This is a genomic window from Alkalihalobacterium sp. TH-98, assembly GCF_057473385.1.
Genome location: NZ_JBYCKM010000027.1, coordinates 70067 through 91743, shown reverse-complemented (window position 1 = coordinate 91743; position 21677 = coordinate 70067). Strand labels below are relative to the sequence as shown.

The following is a 21677-nucleotide window of genomic DNA, read 5'->3' as shown; positions in this document are numbered from 1 at the left end:
AATTCTGTTTGGGTTTTTTCACACTTTACTAGGCCGTTCATAAACTGTAGGTATTAGTGTGTAAGGAGGAAGAATTGATGTTAAATCCTTTTTTTCAACAAATGATTAATCATAAAATTAATTCTTTAACACCAAAAGAATTAGTTGCTTTATCACACCAACATCAAATGCCTATTACAGAGGAACAAGCAAGTAAGGTCATTCAAGTTCTACAGTCTGAGCCGATTGATGTTGGAAATCGTACACAAGTTGAACGGATGATCAAACGTTTACAAACAGAAGTAGATCCTAATGTTTCAAAGGTAATTTCTCAATTACTTAACCAATACGGCCATTTACTCAATCAACTGTAATTTGAAAATAAGGTCTATTATGCAACTTATCGTAAAAAAGACTGTTTCATTGACCCTGCACAAAAAAGTGCTGAAGGTATGAAACAGTCTCTTTTTTATTCACTATTTACTTTTTGATATGCGTTGCTCCCTTGGCTATTTCTTTACGCTATAACAGGCATGCTTATGAACCCATAATGACTTCTTTTAATTGATCATTAAAATTAGAGCTTTTTAGCATCTCAATCTCATGTCTGTATGGAGCTTTTTTATTATTTTTATCTTCACCAACATAAGGAGTCTCTAGAATTTTAGGAACATCCTTTAATTGTGGATGATGGACAATGTGGTGAAGTGCATCGTAACCGATATGACCAAAACCAATGTTTTCATGTCGGTCTTTTCTTGCCCCGCGTTCATTTTTACTGTCATTGATGTGAAGTACTTTTATGCGGTCAATACCAATTAATTTATCAAATTGATCAAGTACACCATCAAAATCATTAACGATATCATAACCTGCATCATGGGTATGGCAAGTATCAAAACAGACTGATAATTTTTCGTTATGTGTAACTCCATCTATAATGCTCGCTAACTCCTCAAATGAACGTCCACATTCAGTGCCTTTTCCAGCCATTGTCTCAAGAGCAATTTGAACATATTGCTCTTTTTCTAAAACTTCATTTAAACCTTCTATTATCTTTTTTATCCCTGCTTCAGCTCCTGCGCCGACATGTGCACCAGGATGAAGGACGATTTGTTTTGCTCCCAACGCTTCTGTTCGTTCAATCTCACTGCGTAAAAAGTCAACACCTAAACGGAAGGTTGCAGGCTTTTCTGTATTAGCAATATTTATAATATAAGGTGCATGGACGACGATTTCATCAATTCCATTCTCTTTCATATGAGCTAATCCAGCTTCAATGTTCAGCTCCTCAATAGGCTTACGACGTGTATTTTGCGGGGCTCCTGTATAAATCATAAATGTATTTGCACCGTATGAAACAGCTTCCTCACTTGATGCTAATAGCATTTTCTTCCCACTCATTGATACGTGTGATCCTAATAACATCTTCTCCACTCCTATATTTTTCTATTTATTCTTTCTGCGATTTATTCTTCTCTCTCGCTTATCTTGCTTCTCTTGTAAATAGCGTGCTTTCTTTTTATAACCTGGTTTCACTTTTTTAGGCCTAGCAATCGCTTTTCCACTACTAGCGGGGCTCTTAGCTTTAGGCTTATTTCCACCGAACTTCTGCTTATCCAATGTAATTAACTCATCATTTTTAATATCAGTGAAGATGAAGGAAATTCCTCTTTTTATCAGCTTCTCGATTGCCTCTTGCTCATGTGGTTCATAAATCGTCACAGCTAGTCCCTCATTTCCTGCACGCGCTGTTCTCCCTACACGATGAATATAGAAATCAAGGTCTTTAGGTATGTTGTAATTAATGATATGAGTAATTCCTTTAATGTCAATTCCTCTAGCTGCTAAGTCAGTCGCAACTAAATACTGAATTTTCACATCATTAACTTGCTTCATCACTTGCTTTCTTTCACGAGGCTGCAACCCTCCATGCAACCGTCCTACATTTAACCCTTCAGAAAGCATCGCATCTGCAACTTCATCTGCTTGTTCTTTGGTGTTTGTAAATATAATTGCTAGGTACGGGTTGACGATTTTAGCCACTTCAATGGTGACTGCAATTTTATTGCGATGTCTTAGTGAGATTAAACGATGCTCAATTTTAGGAGCTGCAGCATGTTCTGGTTTCACGTGAACATGTCTTGGATTGTTCATATATTTACGTAAGAACGGCTGTAATTTTTCAGGAATAGTTGCAGAGAAAACGAGCATCTGTAAATCGACAGCCATTCGCGAAGCTACTTTATCTACATCTTCTAAAAAGCCCATATCTAACATTTGATCCGCTTCATCTACAACTAGGATCTGTGTTTCTTGAACTGATAGAGCTTGATCTTCAATTAAATCATTAATACGACCCGGTGTACCAATAACAATATGGGGCTGTGTTTTTTCAAGTTTGTCAATCATTCGTGAGCGGTCTGTTCCGCCAACCAGCAGTTTTGCCTGAATGGTTTGTTCCTCTTGATGGTCTAATAACTTTTTCAACTCATTAAAAATCTGTGTCGCCAACTCACGTGTCGGTGCAGTAATGACAGCTTGTACTTCTTCCCTTTCAGAGTCAATTACATCTACAATAGGTAATAAAAACGCCAATGTCTTACCAGAACCTGTTTGTGATTGACCGATAACGTCCTTACCACTTCGTATTGCCGGAATTAACCGTTCTTGTATTTCTGTTGGTAACGTAAAGCCTTGTGCTGTAACTGCGTTTATTAAAAAAGCTTGTAAATCAAAACGAGCAAAATTTGAATTTGTCATACTGTCTCCTACCTCTTTTAATTTATAAAGGTTTATATTCTATGCAATTGTTTATTCTACCAAAAACAGAAGGTAAAAGCGAATTTGTCATTATTTACTGTGAACATCGTGCCCATTGCACCAAACGTTCTATCGTGCATATACCTAATCATAGAGAATAAATCATGCACGAAAGGATGAAAATGATGGTATTTCCTTACCAACAACAAATGATGATGCCGCCACCATCTCCAGGCCCAGGAGCTTTCAACTTTCCATTTTTAAATCAACCAACAACGCCCGGTCCAGGTATGTTTGGCGGCATGCCTGCTGGTGCCATGCGACCTCCAGGCGGTGGAGGAGGTCTGTTAGCAAGACTATTTGGCAGAGGTGCTGGTGGTTTAGGTTCAGGAATGACACCAGGAGCTGGTGGTTTAGGCTCAAGTATGGCACCAGGGGCTGGTGGTTTAGGCTCAAGTATGGCACCAGGGGCTGGTGGTTTGTTCGGTGGTATGGGCAGTAGTATGGGTCCTGGTTTAGGAGCTGGTGCTGCTGGACCAGGTGCCTTAGCAAGTGGTATGGGTGCTGCTGGTACTGGAGCGATGGGCGGCGGTATGAACTTAATGGGCATACTCAACAACGCTCAACGTGTAATGGGTGTCGTACAACAAGTGACACCTATGATCCAGCAATATGGTCCACTCCTAAGAAGCATGCCACAACTTTACCAAATCTTTAAAAATAATCCAGATAGTGATGAGAGTGCCTCAACATCAGACAGTGAGGAAAACACATCAACATTAGATAATGATGAAACTACCTCAACTTTAGATGTTGATGAAGTGACAAATAACTCAGAAAATATAGAAGCTGCCCCAGATAATCTAGAAGTAACAGTAGCTTCAGATACAAAGGCAACAAATGCAAATAAAAAAACTGCTACTCGTACCAACAATAAATCCATCAATGCAACAAAATCAGCTATTCCAACTAACAAAAAAAGTCTTGGCAGTCTTCCTGCACCTAAAATGTATATCTAACACTAGAAGTTAACTTCATTGTATAAGATACAGTCCTCCTTTATAATGGAATATAGTATGTTACTAATAGGAGGCCTAGCATGAAAGTATTAAAAATATCACCGCGAGGCTATTGTTATGGTGTAGTTGATGCAATGGTCCTTGCCAGACAAGCCGCCCAAAATCTTGATTTACCTCGCCCTATTTATATATTAGGAATGATTGTTCATAATAAACACGTTACAGATGCCTTTGAAGAGGAAGGAATAATCTCTTTAGACGGACCAAACCGCTTAGAAATTATAAAACAAGTCGATAAAGGCACTGTAATTTTTACGGCTCATGGCGTTTCCCCTGAAGTTCGAAAGCTCGCAAAAGAAAAAGGTCTAACAGTTGTTGATGCAACTTGTCCTGACGTATCTAAAACCCATGACCTTATCTTAGAGAAGAAAGCAGAAGGATACGATGTGATTTACGTAGGGAAAAAAGGTCACCCAGAACCAGAAGGAGCTATTGGTGTAGCACCTGATATCGTTCATTTAGTTGAATCAACAGAAGATGTAAAAAACCTTCAGTTAAACAATGAAAAGATCATTATTACAAATCAAACGACAATGAGCCAATGGGATGTTGCAGATATTATGAACCATGCGCTAAAAAAATATCCTCATGCTGAAGTTCATAATGAAATTTGTTTAGCGACCCAAGTTAGGCAGGAAGCAGTTGCAGAACAAGCGAAGCAAGCTGACTTAGTAATTGTTGTCGGTGATCCAAAAAGTAATAATTCTAACCGACTAGCGCAAGTCTCTGAACAAATTGCGGGGACAAAAGCATATCGCATTTCTGATTTAACTGAATTAGAGCTAGAGTGGTTAGAGGGCGTTAATATAGTAGGTGTTACTTCTGGTGCTTCGACTCCAACTCCTATTACTAAAGAAGTGATTGACTTCCTAGAAAAATATGAACCTAAAGATGAAACCACGTGGGCAAAAGACCGCAAAGTTACGTTGCAAAAGATCTTACCTAAAGTGAAAGCTAAAAAAGATTAATAAATAACTCAAAGGCTTTTTTCATACACGTTGCGAAAAGAGCCAATGAAAAAGAGATGCAGTGGATCTTAATACAAGATCACACTGCATCTTTTTCAACGCTATTTAGATAAACGTAAATGGGTCTGTATTTACATTACTGATAATGACCTTGGTTTGATAATTTTGAGTTGATAATTGCCCTGCTAGAAACTTTTGCACGCCTTGTTTCATAATTTTTTCTACATTATGCCCCGGATCAACGATGTTAAGACCATCCATCATCGCATCGTGAGCTACATGATAATACACATCCCCTGTGACAAAAACATCAGCGCCTTTAAATAATGCTTGGGACATGTACTTGTTGCCATCACCGCCTAGAACAGCAACCTTTTTTACTTTTGCTTCAAGTTTTCCTACAACTCTCGCACCCTTCACTTCAAAAGCTTGCTTAACATGATGAGCAAACTGTTCGAGTGTCATTTCTTCTTCAAGAATCCCGATACGTCCTAAGCCAAAGATTTCCCCTTTATTATCAAGCGGGTATATATCATAAGCAGGCTCTTCATACGGATGAGCTTTAATTAAAGCTGCAGTAACTTTATTTTGAAGATGAGCAGGGATAATCGTTTCAACTCTTACTTCTGCCACTTTTTCTAACTTTCCTTGTTCACCAATAAACGGATTCGTCCCTTCTAATGGGGTAAAGGTACCTGTTCCTTCGCTATTAAACGTACAGTGACTGTAATTCCCGATATGACCAGCCCCAGCATTACCTAAAGCTGTTCGAACTTGATCTACGTGACTATCTGGGACGAACACAACAACTTTTTTTAAGGAGACTTCAGTTGTTGGGGAAAGTACCTCCGTATTTTTCAATCCTAAAGCATCCGCCATCATGTCATTTACCCCGCCCTTAGTAACATCTAAATTGGTATGCGCGGCATAAATCGTAATGTTATGCTTAATAGCTTTTTCTATAATTCGTCCAGCTGGACGGCTCGTATCAATATTCTTTAATGGTCTAAAGATAAGTGGATGATGAGCAATTATTAAATCTACACCCGAATCTATTGCTTCATCCATAACTTCTTCAAGGACATCTAAGGCGATCATCACTTTTTGAATGGGTTTATTTAGTGTCCCAATCATTAATCCGTTCTTATCACCTTCTACGGCTAGTGATTTAGGAGACCAACTTTCAAATAACTGAATAATCGTTTGTCCATTTGCAAGTTTACTCATGTTGCAACAACCTCCTCCACTTTTGAAATAAGTTGTATTAATTCTTCTTTTTTGGTATTCACTTCATCTGTCTCTTTTGCTTGTTCAAATTGGAGCAAAATGCGCTTCCAACTCTGTAATTCACTTTTCCACTTCTTAATAAAAGCTGGATTTTTTTCTTGCATTAAATAAGGACCCAGGAGTAATTCAAGCTCCCGATTCTCGCTGTATGGTTGATCGGCATTTCCTCTTTCCGCCACTAATACTTCATATATTTTTTCGTCTTCTTCTAAAACGACTTCTTTAATTAATTCCCACCCATTCGTTAGTAACCATTTTCGAATGCGGTCAGCCATCACATTAGGCTGAAGAATAAGTCGCTTTACTCCTTCAAGCTTATCACGCCCAGCCTCTAGGATATCAGTAATAAGAGCTCCTCCCATACCGGCAATGATAATGTGATCGACTTCACCTGATGATACCACTTCAAGTCCATTTCCTTTCCGAACCTGAACTTTATCAGCTATTCCTAATTTCTCCACTTGCGATAACGCGGATTGATAAGGGCCTTCATTTACCTCTCCTGCAACCGCAAAGTTGATTCGGTCATTCACATATAAAAAAGAAGGGAGGTACGCATGATCTGAGCCAATATCAGCAATCCTGGATCCTTCAATTACAAAGTCAGCTACCGTTTCCAGCCGTTTTGACAATTTTGTTTCATTCATTTTCTCACCACATTTATGTAAACTTTGGTTTAATCATACCCATTTTCAATGACATTGTGCAACTATGAAAAGCGGAAGGTGCTTGATTATCGGCGATAAGCGCTGGAGGGCCAGCAGATCGTGTCTTGCCTTTTAGACACGGTTGATGGACCGCGAAGCGACCTCGAGCCGATAGCACCTGCAGCTAGACTTATGAATAGCGGAAGCGACCGTTTAGCGGCGTATGGACTGGAGTCTCTTCGCACGAGATAAAGGAAACACGGTGAGTGCTAACGAACCGATATTGACTTATCGAATAACTCAATATGCTCATTGATGCATCCTAAGGCATATATCCATACTCTTTGCTATGCACTTGAATCCAGCAGAGCAAATAAAAAAGAGGGGCCGATGTCCCCTCTTCCTCACATATACATATTACTCAGAAATGTGTAGTAAGTATGTAGCAATTGCTTCTGCTTCAGCAGGTTTTAGATTGCTCATAGCAGGCATGTTTACACCTTCATATTGTCCAAAAATAATTTGAACAATTTCTTCTTCAGTGAACTTACCTTCTAGAGCATTAATTGCAGGATTACTAGCCAATCCTTGTAGATCTTGTCCATGACAACTTAAACAGCTTCGCTGTGTTAGCTCTTCACCAGCTGCAATTGGATCATCGAATACGATTTCCTCTTCGGCTTCTCCTTCATCCGCTTGACTAGCTAATAAGCCTTGGAATGATAGTGCCACCATTAGAAGAATCCCTGCTATTGCAATTACTGCAAAAGGAAATAACGGTCTACCTTTCACGATCTTGTCCCCCTTTACACTATAATAATGACATATACATAACAAAAAGTGAATCCATTTGAATTCCCTCTACCATTTTACTTGAAAACAGGTAAAGAGAAAAGGGTTAACTGAAGAATTGCTTATTTTGTCATTCTTTTCTATTGCCTTTATTCATTTTAACAAATACAGAAAAAAATAAACTTTTAAATTCCCTATGTCCTTAATAGAATCCAAAAAAGATCATGGTAAGTGCTATTCCGACGCCGCCACCAATCATAAAGGACTTTAACCTCATTTTAAATCCAATAAACAACCAGGCAAAGCAGTTCAGCAAAACAACGAAAAACATAGCGATGCGATGGCCAGGTAGCATTAGTTCCACCACTTGAGTTAGAAGTAATAAAAGAACGATTGCCACCATTAAAAAATAAAGATAGGCTAATTGAGGCAGTCTATTTCGTGTTTTTTTAGCAATTTTTAAAATGAGAAACCCACTAAGTAATCCAGAAGCCATTTGCAATAAAAATGGAAAATCAGTAAAATAAATGACAACGACAATAAACAATAATAAAAATTGTACGAAAAAAAAGGTAAGCATAGACTTCACGTTCACAATAAAGCGTGACTCTTCTTCTACCTTTATATGTTCTTCTTCCCCTTCTGAATAAAGGGTAAGGAGAAAATTACAATATTGTTCGGGAAGAAGTCTCGTTTGTTTCCAATATTTGATTTCTTTAATGATGATTTCTTTCCGCTCTTGGTTCATCCCTTCCCCTCCTGAAGCTCGTTATATTTATTATCGTACGAAAGAGCAAAAAGTTGAAGTAAAAAAAGCTGACTCAATAAGAGTCAGCATGAAAATACTTATTAATCTAAGAAATCTTTTAGTCGCTTACTACGACTTGGGTGCCTTAACTTTCTTAATGCTTTCGCTTCAATTTGACGAATTCTCTCACGTGTTACACCGAATACTTTTCCTACTTCCTCAAGTGTTCGAGTTCTGCCGTCATCTAGACCAAAGCGAAGGCGTAAGACATTCTCTTCTCGGTCCGTAAGCGTATCTAGTACGTCCTCTAGCTGCTCTTTTAATAACTCGTAAGCTGCAGCATCTGAAGGAGCTAACGCATCCTGGTCTTCGATAAAGTCGCCAAGGTGAGAGTCATCTTCTTCACCAATCGGTGTTTCTAAAGAAACGGGCTCTTGAGCAATTTTAAGAATTTCTCTTACTTTTTCAGGAGTTAAATCCATTTCTTCCGATACTTCTTCAGGAGTTGGTTCACGTCCTAAATCTTGAAGTAATTGACGTTGGACACGGATTAATTTATTAATCGTTTCGACCATATGGACTGGAATACGGATCGTACGAGCTTGGTCGGCAATCGCACGAGTAATCGCTTGACGGATCCACCATGTTGCATACGTACTAAACTTATATCCTTTACGATAATCAAATTTTTCTACCGCTTTAATTAAACCCATATTTCCTTCTTGGATTAGGTCGAGGAATAACATTCCGCGTCCGACATATCGCTTAGCGATACTAACAACGAGTCGAAGGTTCGCTTCAGCTAAACGACGTTTAGATTCTTCGTCACCTTCTTCAATTTTTTTCGCTAAGTTAATCTCTTCTTCGGCAGATAGAAGTGGTACACGACCAATTTCTTTTAAATACATACGTACTGGATCATTAATTTTAATTCCAGGAGGTACGCTTAAATCATTTAAATCAAATTCCTCTTCTTCTTTTTCCATTTGTTGCATATTAGGTACATCATCATTATCATTTAATATCTCAATACCTTGCTCGCCTAAGTATTCGAAAAACTCATCAATTTGATCTGAATCTTGGTCAAATACCGCAAGCTTTTCTGTAATTTCTGCGTATGTTAATACTCCTCTTTTTTTACCTAGCTCAACTAGTTGTTCTTTCACTTGATCGATGGTCAAATCTCCATCCGCGAGTGGGCGTAATGGTTTCTCAGCCATTCGATCCCCTCCTTCCATTGATACAACACGTCAACTCTCATTAGATGAAATTATCATCTCTCTAGCAGGTGCTATCGTTTTAAATCTTTTTTCATTTGAATGATTTCCATGGCTATCTGAGCAGCCATTAAAACATCATTGCGTTTTTCAGCTTCTTTTTTTTCTTTCTCTTTTTGTTCTATTTCTACCCATTTTGGATAGGTTTCAATCTTATTAATGTAATCGTCTAATTCTTGATCGGATAAATCCTCTCTTATATCAAGCATTGCAACTTCTGTAGCAACCCTTCTTAGCTTTTCATCATTGAGTCTCTCAATAAATAAGCTTGGGTTCGGCTCGTACCCTTCACCATAATAAGCAAAAAGGTGCGCAACAATTGCATGATATTCATCTATGTTAAAAGCCCCACCTACTTTTTCTTGAATGGTAGCAGCTATTTCAGCATTTTTCATCATATACGCTAAAAGAATTCTTTCAGCATTGTGAAAGGCCGGAAGTAACTTTTTCTTTTCAAATCCTCTTTTTTTTACTTCCACGAAAGAACGAACGTTTGATTGTTGCTGTCCTCCCTTATTTCGCCGTTCACGATACATTCTAAACTGTTCTTGCTTTAATGCATCCAATGATAACGAAAATTCACTAGCAATTTGTCTTAAATAGTGGTCTCTTTCTACTGCGCGAGGAAGGTCAGAAATTTCATTAAGTACTTCTTCGATATACCTCATCCTTTCTCCTTCATCCAGAAGGTTTTTCCCTCGCCTAAGGTACTGCATTTTAAACGACATAAGTGTTAGACTGTTCTCAATAATATCCCGCTTAAATTGCTCCCCGCCATTAAGCCTTATATAATCATCAGGGTCTTGACCTTCAGGTAACAGAGCTACCTTCACATAACAACCTGCCTGAACAAGTATCGAAGCCGCTCTTGAAGTAGCCTGAATTCCTGCTTCATCTGAGTCATAACAAAGAATTACGGTTTCTGCATTTCTTCGAATAACTTTCGCTTGTTCCTCCGTAAGAGCAGTTCCTAATGTTGCAATTCCATTTAAGATGCCTGCTCCCCAAGCTGATATGACATCGACATATCCCTCAAAGAGAACTGCCTGATTTAGTTTTCTAATGGAAGGACGAGCTAAATGGATCCCATAGAGTGTACGGCTTTTATTAAAAAGGACAGTTTCTGGACTGTTTAAATATTTTGGTTTCCCATCATCAATAATGCGACCACCAAAAGCGATAACATTTCCTTGTCCGTCCCAAATGGGAAACATAACTCGATTGCGAAACCTATCGAATACTTTACCATCAAATTCGCGAAGAGAAAGTAACCCTGCATTCTCTAGAGCCTTAAGATTAAATCCTCGTTTTTCTAACAGGGTAGTTAAGCTGTCCCAATGATTAGGAGCAAAGCCTAGTTGAAATGTATCAATCATTTCCTTTGTAAAGCCTCGTTGTTCCAAATAATTTAGTCCAGGAGCGCCCATTTCTGATTTTAGTAAGATGTGATGGTAAAATTTCATCGCGAGTTCATGGGCTGCCTCTATTACAGACTGTTCATTTGACTTTTTTTGGTCAGTACTTATACTTGGAAGTTCAACATTAGCTTTCTTTCCTAGTTTGGCTACAGATTCAACAAATGAAAGTCCTTCTAATTCCATAAGAAAAGAGAAAACATTTCCTCCAGCGCCACATCCGAAGCAGTGATAAAGTTGTTTGTCTGGTGAGACTGAGAATGAAGGCGTCTTTTCACCATGGAAAGGACAAAGACCAATGTAATTTCTTCCTTGTTTTTTTAACTGAACATATTCGTTAATCACTTCAACAATATCTGCTGACTTACGAACCTCTTCAATCTTTTCTTCCGGGATGCGGTAGCCCATTACTCATCACCAATCTTCTACATTTCATTTGGATTACCTGTCCGGTTACTATGTTTTCGACCTTTTTCGGCAAATTCCTTCTTCTGTTTTAATATTTTTCTCAAATTCGCACAAAAATGTTCGCGATCCGATGGTTTAAATGCTTTTGGCCCTTTTGTCTTGTTTCCAGACCTCCTTTGTTTTTGAGACCAATGTCTTAGTTGAAGGATCGTTATCATTTCATCTTCTGAGAATACTTTTCCGCGGGGTGATAAAACGGATAAACCCCGCCCTACTAAAATGGAAGCGAGGGCATGATCTTGTGTAATAACTACATCATTTCCCTTCGCATGATTCATAATAAATAAATCGGCTGCTTCTTTGTCTGAGTCAACACGAATAATTTTGGCTTGCTCACTTTGAATGTTATGTGAATATGAGGAAACAAACACAACCTCAAAATTAAAACTTTTTGCAATTTCCAAAATTTCTTCTTTGACTGGACATGAATCAGCATCTACAAATATAGATGATTTCGTTAACATGGTCTCTATTTCTACATCTCCTAACAAAATCCTTCTAAAATGTTATTTAGAAATGAAATTTGTCGACAAATACCTATCAATAACTATCATTACCAAAAAACACAGAAAAAGTCTTGACTTTTTCAATTTATTTGTTCTTTTTTTGTTTTATGCTAAATCTTGCAGTTTTTTTCTCACAAATTTTCATTATAATAATTATTTCTGATTTTGACTACAATCATGCTTAAAAAATTTTTCCTAAAAGTAAAAAAGACAACTGATCGTATGTTAACGTGAATCGAGTAGGAGGGGGGAGGCTAACCCCCGGCCTCTCACACCACCGTACGTACGGTTCCGTAAACGGCGGTTCAATTAAGTATGACGTAGATATTCATATCGTTGATATAAACTTTTCAACCCTCGATTGCTCCAATAGGAGTTATTGAGGGTTTTATGTAGGACTTGGCTTTTAGAAATTCTGTGGTATTTCTTTCGAGAATTTCCCCATTCGTATGCCTTTTGTTTCGGCACTCCTAATCCAATGAGTTTTCTTACCCTTGTTTTAGGAAGCTTCCATTGTTTCCATTCACATACGCGTAGCCTTCTTCTAATCCATTCATCAAATTCTTTAAATTTACTCGGTGTATCTGCTAATGCATAGTATCCGCACTAACCAATTAAGTATTGGTTAAGCTTCTCAATCCTTTGATCCATGGATATTGACTTGGATCGAGAGGTTAGTTCTCTTATTTTCATCTTCAACCGTTTAATACTTTCTTTGGCAATCCGGATTTTCGGATCTTTTTGGATCGTAAAACTAAATCCTAGAAACTTACGTTTCCAGGGGCGATCTACTGCTGATTTCTCCTTGTTTACTTTTAGCTTTAGTTTCTTCTCGATGAAGTCTGTCACAGAGTTCATTACACGTAATCCCGCTTTCTTCGTTTCCGTGATAAAATTCGTTCCATTAACATCTCGATATTTCCTTTCCACGTGAATGAGTTAATCTGTTTGTTTCAATTCCTACTCCACCCTCTTGAAGTCCACCATGTATTCACCACTTCCTCCTTCAAGTAAGTCCTTTTAAGGATTGTCTGCATCAACGTAGGAATTGCACGCCGAGTTCTCACTCTTCTTAATTGTTCAGTCCTTCCCTCATTATCTCGAGTTAATGAAGTACTATGACATCTGCTGACTTCTGACTGTTCAGTTATTTATCACTAAATAGGTTACCAAAGGAGTTTGGCGTACCAGTCAGACCTCCCCAGGTAAGAATGCAATCTTTCCTTCCATCTATCTGCTTCATTTACTCTGTATCACCTTCGGCAGAAAGGGCTTTGTTTTGTGTGGCAGACTCACCCAATGATACCTAGCCTTATATGAAGTTCGTGTTCCTCAGACCGGAGGTTTGCCGCCCGCTTCCTTCAGATTCCGCGTCACCACGGACACCCTTGCGTTAAGCTAACTGTTACTTCTGCCTTCACAGCTCGGGACTTGCACCCTATAGATTGCACCCATGCTGGGCGCACCACAACAAAATAGAGGCTGACTACTCAGCCTCTATTTGCCTTGGAACATGTTCGATATAAGGTTTGCTGTTTCCTCTACTGCTTTACTTGAAACATCAATTACTGTACAACCGATGCGCTCCATAATTTTTTCGGCGTACTCAAGCTCTTGTTTAATTCGTTCGATATTTGCATAATTTGCTTCAGCTTTTAACCCAAGTGCCTTTAATCGCTCAGTTCGTATATCATTCAACTTATCTGCATTAATAATAAGGCCTATACACTTTTTAGGCGACACTTTAAAAAGTTCTTCAGGTGGTTCCACTTCAGGAACTAATGGCACGTTAGCCACTTTAAACCGTTTGTGAGCTAAGTACTGCGATAGTGGTGTTTTTGACGTTCTAGAAACCCCGACTAGAACGATGTCCGCTCGAACAATTCCTCTAGGGTCCCGGCCATCATCATATTTCACTGCAAATTCAATTGCTTCCACTTTACGAAAATAGTCTTCATCAAGTCTATACACCAATCCAGGCTCATAGCGAGGTTCTTTTTGTGTTAAGGTTCCGATCTTTTCCATCATCGGGCCAATAATATCAACAACCTCTACCTGTGCTGCTCGAGCTTGTTCAATCAAATAGCTCTTTACCTCTGGAATGACTAGGGTAAAAGCAATAATCGCTTGTGCTTGTTGCGCTAAACCTATCACTTCATCAATTGTACTTTTATCATCAACATATGGAATTCTTCTCACTTCGACACCAGATCCACTATATTGACTCGCTGCAGCACGTACAACTAATTCAGCTGTTTCACCTACAGAATCCGAAACAACATAAACAATCGGGCGATGATTAAATACCTCCATTACTACCTCCTCATTGACCAAACATACAACTTCATCAAATTAGGTCGTCGTTTGCTAGGTCCACTAACACTTTCGTAATGTTCGTTTTTGTTAATCTACCAATTACTTCTAGTCCCGAACCTTTATCAAACTCACGGACTACTGGCAAGGCATCAATTTGTTTGTCTATTAACTTATTCGCCACATCAATAATCAAATCATCTTTTTGACACATTGTAATATTAGGCATTCTTGTCATGATAATATTAACAGGCATTGTTTCAATTTTTTGACTGCCGATACTTGCTCGCAATAAATCTTTACGCGAGACAACTCCCATTAATGAAGAGTTTTGGTCAACAACAAATAAAGTGCCAACATCTTCTAGAAACATCGTAACGATAGCATCATAAACAGAAGAAGATTCGTTTACTACAACAGGTATTGATTGATACTGTTGTACTGTAATTTTTTTAACTTTTTCTGTCAGCAATTGTGAACCTGTTTTTCCAGTATAAAAATATCCTACTCTCGGTCGTGCATCTAAAAAGCCTGCCATCGTTAAAATCGCTAGATCTGGTCTCAATGTAGCTCTTGTTAAATTTAATCTTTCTGCAATTTGTTCTCCGGTAATCGGCCCATTGCTTTTAACAATATCTATAATCTGCTCTTGTCTCACAGTTAGTTCGATTGTACTTCACCGCCTTCATAACACAAAAATGTGTTATGCTTTTTATTCTATTATTATATACTAATACAATGAATTATGGAATATGCGGCGCATTATTTTAGTTCATTAGTATTTACTTTAAGTAACAGGCTGACTACAATTTATCATTTCTTTTGAGTCAGCCTTAGTATTTCTAAACTTTTTAAGCAAACACGATAGCATTAAAGTTAGCAAAACCTTGAATCGTATCAGCAAGTAACTTCATTTGCACTAAGCGGTTTTCTTTTACCTTCTCATCATCAGACATAACCATAATATTATCAAAATATAAGTTTATCGTCTCTTTTGTCTCAACAAGCGCTTGATAAGCTTCAGCAACATTCCCAGTTTCTAAAGCTCGTTTAACTTTTTCATCAGTCTCGAGGTAAACTTTATAAAGCGTTTTTTCCTCTTCCTGTTCAAATAAACTTTCCGATAAATCTGTAGAATGACCAGCTTTAGTCGCAATATTAGTCACACGACTTAACGTTTCAACCGTCTCTTTAAATGGTGCAGCTTCAATTTGTTCCATTAAAAGCTGAGCCTTTTTGACGATCGTATCTACCTGTCCAATTGTTTCTGAAAGAACAGCATCAACGATATCATAGCGTGTACCGCGCTCTTGAAGCGTATTTTTTACCCGCAGTCTAAAGAATTCGATTAAGTCTTTTGATACTTCTTCTCTGCTTCTCTTTAGTAACTGTTTTTCTTCCGCTTCATTTATGGCTATTTTAATGACTTCTTCAACAGATACACTCAAGTTTTTATCAAGGATCATTTGAATTACACCCGCAGCTTGACGACGAAGTGCATAAGGATCTTGAGAACCAGATGGGATGAGACCAATACCAAAACAAGTAATGATCGTGTCCAGTTTATCAGCCATACTTACAACTGTTCCTGTCACAGTAGAAGGGCTCTGATCATTGGCAAACCTCGGCATATAATGCTCTTTAATTGCTAAAGCAACTTCAGGAGCCTCTCCAGCCTTTAAAGCATACTCTTCACCCATTCGTCCTTGTAACTCAGGAAACTCATAAACCATTTGTGTAACTAAATCAAACTTACATAACTCGGCTGCACGGTTAATCGTTGAATTATCGGTTACTCCAAGCTTTGTAGCAAGTTTGCTTGAAATCGCCTGTACTCGACCGACTTTTTCAGCCAGAGTACCTAATTCCTCATGATAGACAATTGATTCTAATCGTACCAGTGCATCTTCAATCTTAAGCTTTTGATCTTCACGATAGAAAAATTGTGCATCAGAAAGTCGAGCTCTCAGTACTTTTTCGTTTCCTTTAACAACATTTTCTAAAAACTCATGATTACCATTTCTTACCGTTATAAAGTGCGGTAAGAGGGCACCTTCTTTTGTATGTACAGGAAAGTAACGCTGATGTTCTCTCATAGAGGTAATTAGCACTTCTTCCGGTACTTCAAGAAAGCTTTCATCAAAACTTCCATGAAGAGCAGTAGGGTACTCTACCAGATTATTGACTTCTTCTAGTAATTCCTCTTCAATCGGTATGACCCAACCATTTTGTTCCTCAATTTGTTTGATTTGATTTCTAATGGCTTCTTTTCTTTCTGAAGGATTAACGATAACATGCTCAGCTAAAAGTGTACGGACGTAATCGCGTGGTTCATTAATTGTTGTCTCATTGCCTAAAAAGCGGTGTCCTAATGACTTACGGTCTGTTTGAACATTGGTGATTTCAAAAGGAATAACTTCATCACCATAAAGGGCAACTAACCATTGAATCGGACGGACGTATCGCAAGTCATATTGATTCCAACGCATGTTTTTTGGAAAGTGAAGGCCTTTGATAATGTCTTCAACTTGCGGTAATATTGTTTTCGTTTCTTGACCAACAATATGCTTTTTAGCAAAAACATACTCTTGTCCATTCACTTCGTTGAAAAATAGTTCATCAGTTGAAAGACCTTGTCCTCTGGCAAATCCTAAAGCGGCCTTCGTCCAATTTCCTTCTTCATCTTTTGCAATTCTCTTCGCCGGCCCTCTTGCCTCTTCTATCATGTCTTCTTGCTTTTCAGCAACTTCAGTAATTAAAATAGCAAGTCGTCTTGGCGTTGAATAAGCTTCGATCGCTTCATACGCCACATTTCCGTCTTTTAGCCAATTCTCAATTTTATCTTTCAGCTGATTCATTGCATCTGTCACAAAGCGGGCAGGCATTTCTTCTAAACCAATTTCAAGTAAAAAATCCTTTTTACTCATTTGACATCTCCTCCTTATCCTTAAGCATTGGGAAGCCAAGTCTTTCACGTTCAGCTAAGTACACTTTTGCACAATCTCTTGCTAAATTACGGACACGTCCAATATAACCTGTTCGTTCTGTAACAGAAATTGCTCCTCTAGCATCAAGTTGGTTGAATACATGAGAGCATTTCAATACATAATCATAAGCTGGGAAAACTAGATTTTCTGCTAATGCACGTTTCGCTTCTTGTTCGTATGTACTAAATAATTGAAACATCATCGTACTGTCTGAAACCTCAAAAGTATATTTGGAATGCTCGTATTCTGGTTGTAAAAATATGTCTCCATAAGTTACACCATTAACCCAATCAAGGTCGAATACATTTTCTTTATCCTGAATGTATGAAGCTAAACGTTCAATACCATATGTAATTTCAACAGCTACAGGATGAGCATCGATGCCCCCTACTTGCTGGAAGTACGTAAACTGCGTAATTTCCATACCATCCAGCCAAACTTCCCAACCTAGACCCCAAGCACCTAAGGTAGGAGCTTCCCAGTTATCCTCAACAAAGCGAATATCATGTTCTAAAGGATTAATTCCTAATTCTTTCAAGCTGTCTAAATATAGCTCCTGGATGTTATCAGGTGAAGGTTTCATAATTACTTGAAATTGATGATGTTGGTATAGACGGTTAGGGTTTTCACCATAGCGTCCATCCACTGGACGTCTAGAAGGTTCAACATAAGCAACATTCCAAGGCTCTGGCCCAATACTTCTTAAATAAGTCATTGGGTTCATCGTTCCAGCACCTTTTTCAACGTCGTACGCCTGCATAATAATACAATTTTGTTTCGCCCAAAAGTTTTGTAACGTAAGTATCATATTTTGTACGTTCATCTTTCTTTCCTCCTTATCAATTAACTCCTGCAGTGGCTGATGCCACTATAAGAGTTTCTACCTACAACATAGAACTGAATATGTCTTCGTTAAAAGGTGCCATAAGTTCTTCATGTAGCGCCTTTTAAAATCAAAAAAACTCTCGTTCCTATGCTATAACTTATAGCATAGGGACGAGAGTAACCCGCGGTTCCACCCTATTTGCTAATCTCCTATATGGAGAATAGCCACTTTAAAGAGAAGTGCTCCAGATTGCCTTTCTTTATCATCTATATCCCTAGCTCACACCACCCTAGGTTCGCTTTTTATAGAGAGGATAAGTACTCCTTTTCCTTCTTTGCACTGTTTGTTTAAAATTAAGGTTGTTCTTTAAAAGCATAATACTCAAAAAGATACCTAATGTCAACTTTGATTTGAGTCTAACCAATCCATTTTTTCTAATTGGTCTAAGAATGATCTGGATTTAAGCTTCAAACCAGAATACTCATCATAATATGAATTTAAAACTTGTTTTAATTCTTGCTTTGTTTCTTTTTTTACTGAAATATTTCCTAAACGGTTCAAGTCAAAGTGATAAAAAAGCCGTAGCAATTTTATCGTTCCCGGTGAAACTTTTAAACGGTAAGGATCTTTTGCTGAACAGCGATGACATAAAAAGCCACCCTCGCCTATTGAAAAAGAAAATTCACCATCAACACTTCCACAACTAGCACAATTATTTAATTGCGGGCCAATTCCAGCTACAAAAAGCATTTTCACTTCATAGAGGCGGACTAATATTTCTGGATCTACTTCTTCGTCAATGTAATGTAGCGTTTGCATTAGTAGTTCAAATAAATACGGATTACGTTCACGGTCATTGGTAAGCTTATCGGTTAATTCAACTATGTAAGATGCATAAGAGGCTCGAAGTAAGTCGTTTCGAACCTCTCGATAAGATTGAATGATCTCTCCCTGTTGAAGAGTACCAAGACCTGAGCCCTTTTGTATGAGAAAAGTGCCGTAAATAAATAATTGGGAAACTGCAGCTAGGCGGCTCTTAGGCTTTTTAGCTCCTCTCGCCATCACACCAACCTTCCCTAATTCTCTTGTAAGTAATGTAACAATTTTATTAGATTCCCCGTAATCCGAAGTACGTATAACAATTCCTTCAACTTTCTGAAACATTCTCGTCACCACACATAGAAGTCGTGAGGTGCAAGCAAGATTAGTGAGCGTCTAAATTTGTAAACTCCTCTTCAATATCTTGAGCTGAAACATCACCATGCTCCTTTTCCAGTTCCTTGATCAACAAATAAGTATCAACACTTCCCGTCATCGAGAATACTTTCCAGGAAAAATCAAGCATTGGAATTCCACCTTTCGTTTAAGGATTGTTAGACCGCTCTATACTCTATAGCTTGACCTTGATTTGCAAATTCATGTTATGGAATAATTGTCAATTATGACAAATAGTCATATGCAACATTCAATTACTTCATACATCTATCTTAGAGATTTTTTGATAAAAAAACAATGGCTGAATACCGAGCCATTGTTAAATATTTGTTAATAACTGATTACGAACATTACATTTAATATTCATCTTCGTTAAAGCCAAAATCACGTAACTGATGCCCTTTGTTTCTCCAGTCTTTTTGGACTTTTACCCATAATTCCAAAAAGACTTTTGAACCTAGCAATGCTTCAATATCCGTCCGGGCTCGTTTACCTATTTCTTTTAGCATGCTGCCTTGCTTTCCGATAATAATACCTTTTTGTGATGAACGCTCTACAATAATCGTAGCTCCAACATAGACGGTTTCACTACCTTCACGCTGCTTCATCTGTTCAATGACAACAGCTAATGAATGGGGAATTTCTTCTCGAGTTAAGTGCAGAGCTTTTTCACGAATTAACTCAGCGACAATGAATCGTTCAGGGTGATCCGTTACTTGATCGGCAGGGTAATATTGCGGCCCTTCAGGTAAATGTTTTGTAATTTGCTCTAATAATGTCGGTACATTATTTCCTTCTAATGCCGAAACTGGAACAATTTCTTCGAATGTATGACGATCTTTATATCCATTAATAATGTCTAATAACTTTTCTGGATAAACTTTATCAATTTTATTAACGACTAGAAAAACCGGCGTTTTTGACTCTTTTAATCGATCTAAAATAAATTGTTCACCAGAACCAAAACCTTCTCCTGCATCGATGACAAACATAATTAAGTCGACTTCTCTTAACGTATTATTTGCAATTTTCATCATAAAATCACCGAGCTTATGCTTAGGTCTATGAATACCTGGTGTGTCTAAAAAAACGATCTGTGCGTCATTATTCGTATACACACCTTGTATTTTATTTCTCGTTGTTTGTGGCTTATCACTCATAATCGCTATTTTTTGACCTACAATATAATTTAATAAGGTTGATTTCCCTACATTCGGTCTCCCAATAATTGCAACAAAACCAGACTTGTATCCTTCTCTATTATTCATTTAAATCCCCCGCAGTAAAAGCTCCAGGCAATAATTCACCTACAGTTATTTCTTGTACATCACCTTTTAAATTGGTTAAGTAAACAGGCATTTCTGCATGGCAAAATTCAGAGAGCACTTGACGACATGCACCACATGGTGGTACCGGACGTTCTGTATCTGCCACAACAGCAATTGCAGTAAAGTTATTAATACCTTCTGAAACTGCCTTAAAGATAGCTGTCCTTTCAGCACAGTTGGTTAAACCATACGATGCATTTTCAATGTTACAACCTTTATAAACTTGTCCATCCTTTGTAAGTAAGGCCGCTCCAACTGAAAACTTGGAATATGGAACATATGCTTTTTCCCTAGCAGTTTTTGCTTCGTCCATAAGCTTTGTTTTATCCAAAATTTATTCTTCCTTTCTTTTTTCACGTATAAATACTTTCATGTTTGTTTTATCGAAAGTTGCTTCTTTTTCGATTACATCATCCATCGGATCAGGCGGAACAACGACCCCGCCAGATATAATAAATTTCAAACCTTGTTCTACTGTCATGTTGAGAACAATGACATCTTCTCTAGGAACGAGAACTAACCAGCCAGATGTCGGATTAGGTGTTGTTGGCAAAAAAACATTGATGCACTCCTTGGAAGTTAGCCGCTGAACTTCTCCTTTTGAAGAACCCGTTTGAAATCCTATCGTATAAAGACCTTTTCTAGGGTACTCTAAAAGAACGACATTCTTAAATGAGGAACGTTCTTGTGCGAAAGCATGGATCACTTGTTCGACAGACGTATAGATAGAGTTAGCAATAGGAACTTTCCTAAATCCTCTATCAATCGCATTTAAAATCCCACTTCCTTTACCTGTCAGCCGCATGGAACCAATCCATGTAATGAGAAAAATGGTTAAGATGAAGCCAACCCCAAAAATCCGTTCAGAAAATGGAGTATAGACACCAAGAAAATAAATACTACCGTCATGAGTAGTTATAATATTTAACCCTTTTAATATGCCAGTAATAAATGAGCCTAGAAATGCATCAATTAATGTAAACAAAAATTGAATAACATAGATTGTGGCAATTGCTGGCAACAGAAAAATAAGTCCAGCTATAATATTTTTTTGCAGCCTCTTCCACATGTCTCCTAGT

Annotated in this window: 22 protein-coding genes and 1 pseudogene; 4 read left to right on the top strand and 19 right to left on the bottom strand. The window is 38.0% G+C overall.

Annotated elements, in window-relative coordinates:
• Window positions 1-77 precede the first annotated feature (77 nt).
• Complete coding sequence (locus AC2VNP_RS10850; RefSeq protein WP_486917350.1) at window positions 78-353, top strand: DUF2624 domain-containing protein; 276 nt, start codon at window positions 78-80, stop codon at window positions 351-353.
• Between the two features lie 163 nt (window positions 354-516).
• Here AC2VNP_RS10850 and AC2VNP_RS10845 read toward each other — a convergent pair whose 3' ends face one another.
• Both AC2VNP_RS10845 and AC2VNP_RS10840 read right to left on the bottom strand, forming a co-directional pair.
• A complete protein-coding gene (locus AC2VNP_RS10845) occupies window positions 517-1407 on the bottom strand; it encodes a deoxyribonuclease IV (protein WP_486917349.1) in 891 nt (296 codons plus the stop codon).
• A gap of 21 nt (window positions 1408-1428) precedes the next feature.
• Window positions 1429-2742 (bottom strand): DEAD/DEAH box helicase, encoded by a 1314-nt coding sequence (locus AC2VNP_RS10840; RefSeq protein WP_486917348.1) that lies wholly within the window; start codon window positions 2740-2742, stop codon window positions 1429-1431.
• Window positions 2743-2906: 164 nt separating this feature from the next.
• Here AC2VNP_RS10840 and vrrA point away from each other — a divergent pair, with 164 nt between their 5' ends.
• Together vrrA and AC2VNP_RS10830 are read left to right on the top strand one after the other, a co-directional pair.
• Window positions 2907-3761, top strand: a complete 855-nt coding sequence (gene vrrA, locus AC2VNP_RS10835; RefSeq protein WP_486917347.1) for a VrrA/YqfQ family protein — start codon at window positions 2907-2909, stop codon at window positions 3759-3761.
• Window positions 3762-3841: 80 nt separating this feature from the next.
• Window positions 3842-4789, top strand: a complete 948-nt coding sequence (locus AC2VNP_RS10830; RefSeq protein ID WP_486917346.1) for a 4-hydroxy-3-methylbut-2-enyl diphosphate reductase — start codon at window positions 3842-3844, stop codon at window positions 4787-4789.
• A 105-nt stretch (window positions 4790-4894) separates the two neighbouring features.
• Here the strand turns inward: AC2VNP_RS10830 and AC2VNP_RS10825 are convergent, their stop codons facing one another.
• The gene (locus AC2VNP_RS10825; RefSeq protein WP_486917345.1) at window positions 4895-6016 is read right to left on the bottom strand and encodes a Nif3-like dinuclear metal center hexameric protein; all 1122 of its coding nucleotides are present in this window, start codon (window positions 6014-6016) and stop codon (window positions 4895-4897) included.
• Entirely contained in the window at window positions 6013-6723 is a 711-nt protein-coding gene (locus tag AC2VNP_RS10820) for a tRNA (adenine(22)-N(1))-methyltransferase (RefSeq protein WP_486917344.1), read from the bottom strand. Before AC2VNP_RS10820 ends, AC2VNP_RS10825 begins: the two co-directional genes overlap by 4 nt.
• Window positions 6724-6843: 120 nt before the next feature.
• On the opposite strand from AC2VNP_RS10820, the gene AC2VNP_RS10815 reads away from it, so the two are divergent.
• Window positions 6844-6975, top strand: coding sequence for a hypothetical protein (locus tag AC2VNP_RS10815; protein WP_486917343.1), 132 nt, complete (start codon window positions 6844-6846; stop codon window positions 6973-6975).
• Window positions 6976-7140: 165 nt separating this feature from the next.
• Here AC2VNP_RS10815 and AC2VNP_RS10810 read toward each other — a convergent pair whose 3' ends face one another.
• The 15 genes and pseudogenes from AC2VNP_RS10810 to AC2VNP_RS10740 form a co-directional block, all read right to left on the bottom strand.
• Entirely contained in the window at window positions 7141-7515 is a 375-nt protein-coding gene (locus AC2VNP_RS10810; RefSeq protein ID WP_275118525.1) for a c-type cytochrome, read from the bottom strand.
• Between the two features lie 202 nt (window positions 7516-7717).
• Window positions 7718-8263 carry a hypothetical protein gene (locus tag AC2VNP_RS10805; RefSeq protein ID WP_486917342.1) on the bottom strand — a complete coding sequence of 182 codons (546 nt, stop codon included), beginning with the start codon at window positions 8261-8263 and terminating at the stop codon, window positions 7718-7720.
• 101 nt (window positions 8264-8364) lie between these two features.
• Entirely contained in the window at window positions 8365-9483 is a 1119-nt protein-coding gene (gene rpoD, locus AC2VNP_RS10800) for an RNA polymerase sigma factor RpoD (protein ID WP_216830039.1), read from the bottom strand.
• Between the two features lie 71 nt (window positions 9484-9554).
• Complete coding sequence (dnaG, locus tag AC2VNP_RS10795) at window positions 9555-11363, bottom strand: DNA primase (protein WP_486917341.1); 1809 nt, start codon at window positions 11361-11363, stop codon at window positions 9555-9557.
• A 17-nt stretch (window positions 11364-11380) separates the two neighbouring features.
• The gene (locus AC2VNP_RS10790) at window positions 11381-11887 is read right to left on the bottom strand and encodes a YaiI/YqxD family protein (RefSeq protein WP_486917340.1); all 507 of its coding nucleotides are present in this window, start codon (window positions 11885-11887) and stop codon (window positions 11381-11383) included.
• 351 nt (window positions 11888-12238) lie between these two features.
• A pseudogene (locus AC2VNP_RS10785) lies at window positions 12239-12817 on the bottom strand (group II intron maturase-specific domain-containing protein); the annotation flags it as partial.
• A gap of 609 nt (window positions 12818-13426) precedes the next feature.
• Entirely contained in the window at window positions 13427-14242 is an 816-nt protein-coding gene (locus AC2VNP_RS10780) for a pyruvate, water dikinase regulatory protein (RefSeq protein WP_275118521.1), read from the bottom strand.
• Between the two features lie 34 nt (window positions 14243-14276).
• Window positions 14277-14900 (bottom strand): transcriptional regulator CcpN, encoded by a 624-nt coding sequence (ccpN, locus tag AC2VNP_RS10775; protein WP_486917339.1) that lies wholly within the window; start codon window positions 14898-14900, stop codon window positions 14277-14279.
• Window positions 14901-15093: 193 nt separating this feature from the next.
• On the bottom strand, window positions 15094-17169 hold the full coding sequence (gene glyS, locus AC2VNP_RS10770) for a glycine--tRNA ligase subunit beta (RefSeq protein ID WP_486917338.1): 2076 nt from the start codon (window positions 17167-17169) through the stop codon (window positions 15094-15096).
• Window positions 17162-18052, bottom strand: coding sequence for a glycine--tRNA ligase subunit alpha (gene glyQ / locus AC2VNP_RS10765; RefSeq protein ID WP_275118518.1), 891 nt, complete (start codon window positions 18050-18052; stop codon window positions 17162-17164). Before glyQ ends, glyS begins: the two co-directional genes overlap by 8 nt.
• A 402-nt stretch (window positions 18053-18454) precedes the next feature.
• The gene (gene recO, locus AC2VNP_RS10760; protein WP_486917337.1) at window positions 18455-19219 is read right to left on the bottom strand and encodes a DNA repair protein RecO; all 765 of its coding nucleotides are present in this window, start codon (window positions 19217-19219) and stop codon (window positions 18455-18457) included.
• Between the two features lie 40 nt (window positions 19220-19259).
• Entirely contained in the window at window positions 19260-19400 is a 141-nt protein-coding gene (locus tag AC2VNP_RS10755; RefSeq protein WP_418198310.1) for a YqzL family protein, read from the bottom strand.
• A gap of 226 nt (window positions 19401-19626) precedes the next feature.
• Window positions 19627-20538, bottom strand: a complete 912-nt coding sequence (era, locus tag AC2VNP_RS10750) for a GTPase Era (RefSeq protein ID WP_486917336.1) — start codon at window positions 20536-20538, stop codon at window positions 19627-19629.
• Window positions 20531-20929: a cytidine deaminase gene (locus AC2VNP_RS10745; RefSeq protein ID WP_486917335.1), complete on the bottom strand. Its 399-nt coding sequence runs from the start codon at window positions 20927-20929 to the stop codon at window positions 20531-20533. Before AC2VNP_RS10745 ends, era begins: the two co-directional genes overlap by 8 nt.
• A 3-nt stretch (window positions 20930-20932) precedes the next feature.
• Window positions 20933-21667 carry a DUF502 domain-containing protein gene (locus AC2VNP_RS10740; RefSeq protein WP_486917334.1) on the bottom strand — a complete coding sequence of 245 codons (735 nt, stop codon included), beginning with the start codon at window positions 21665-21667 and terminating at the stop codon, window positions 20933-20935.
• Between the last annotated feature and the right edge of the window lie 10 nt (window positions 21668-21677).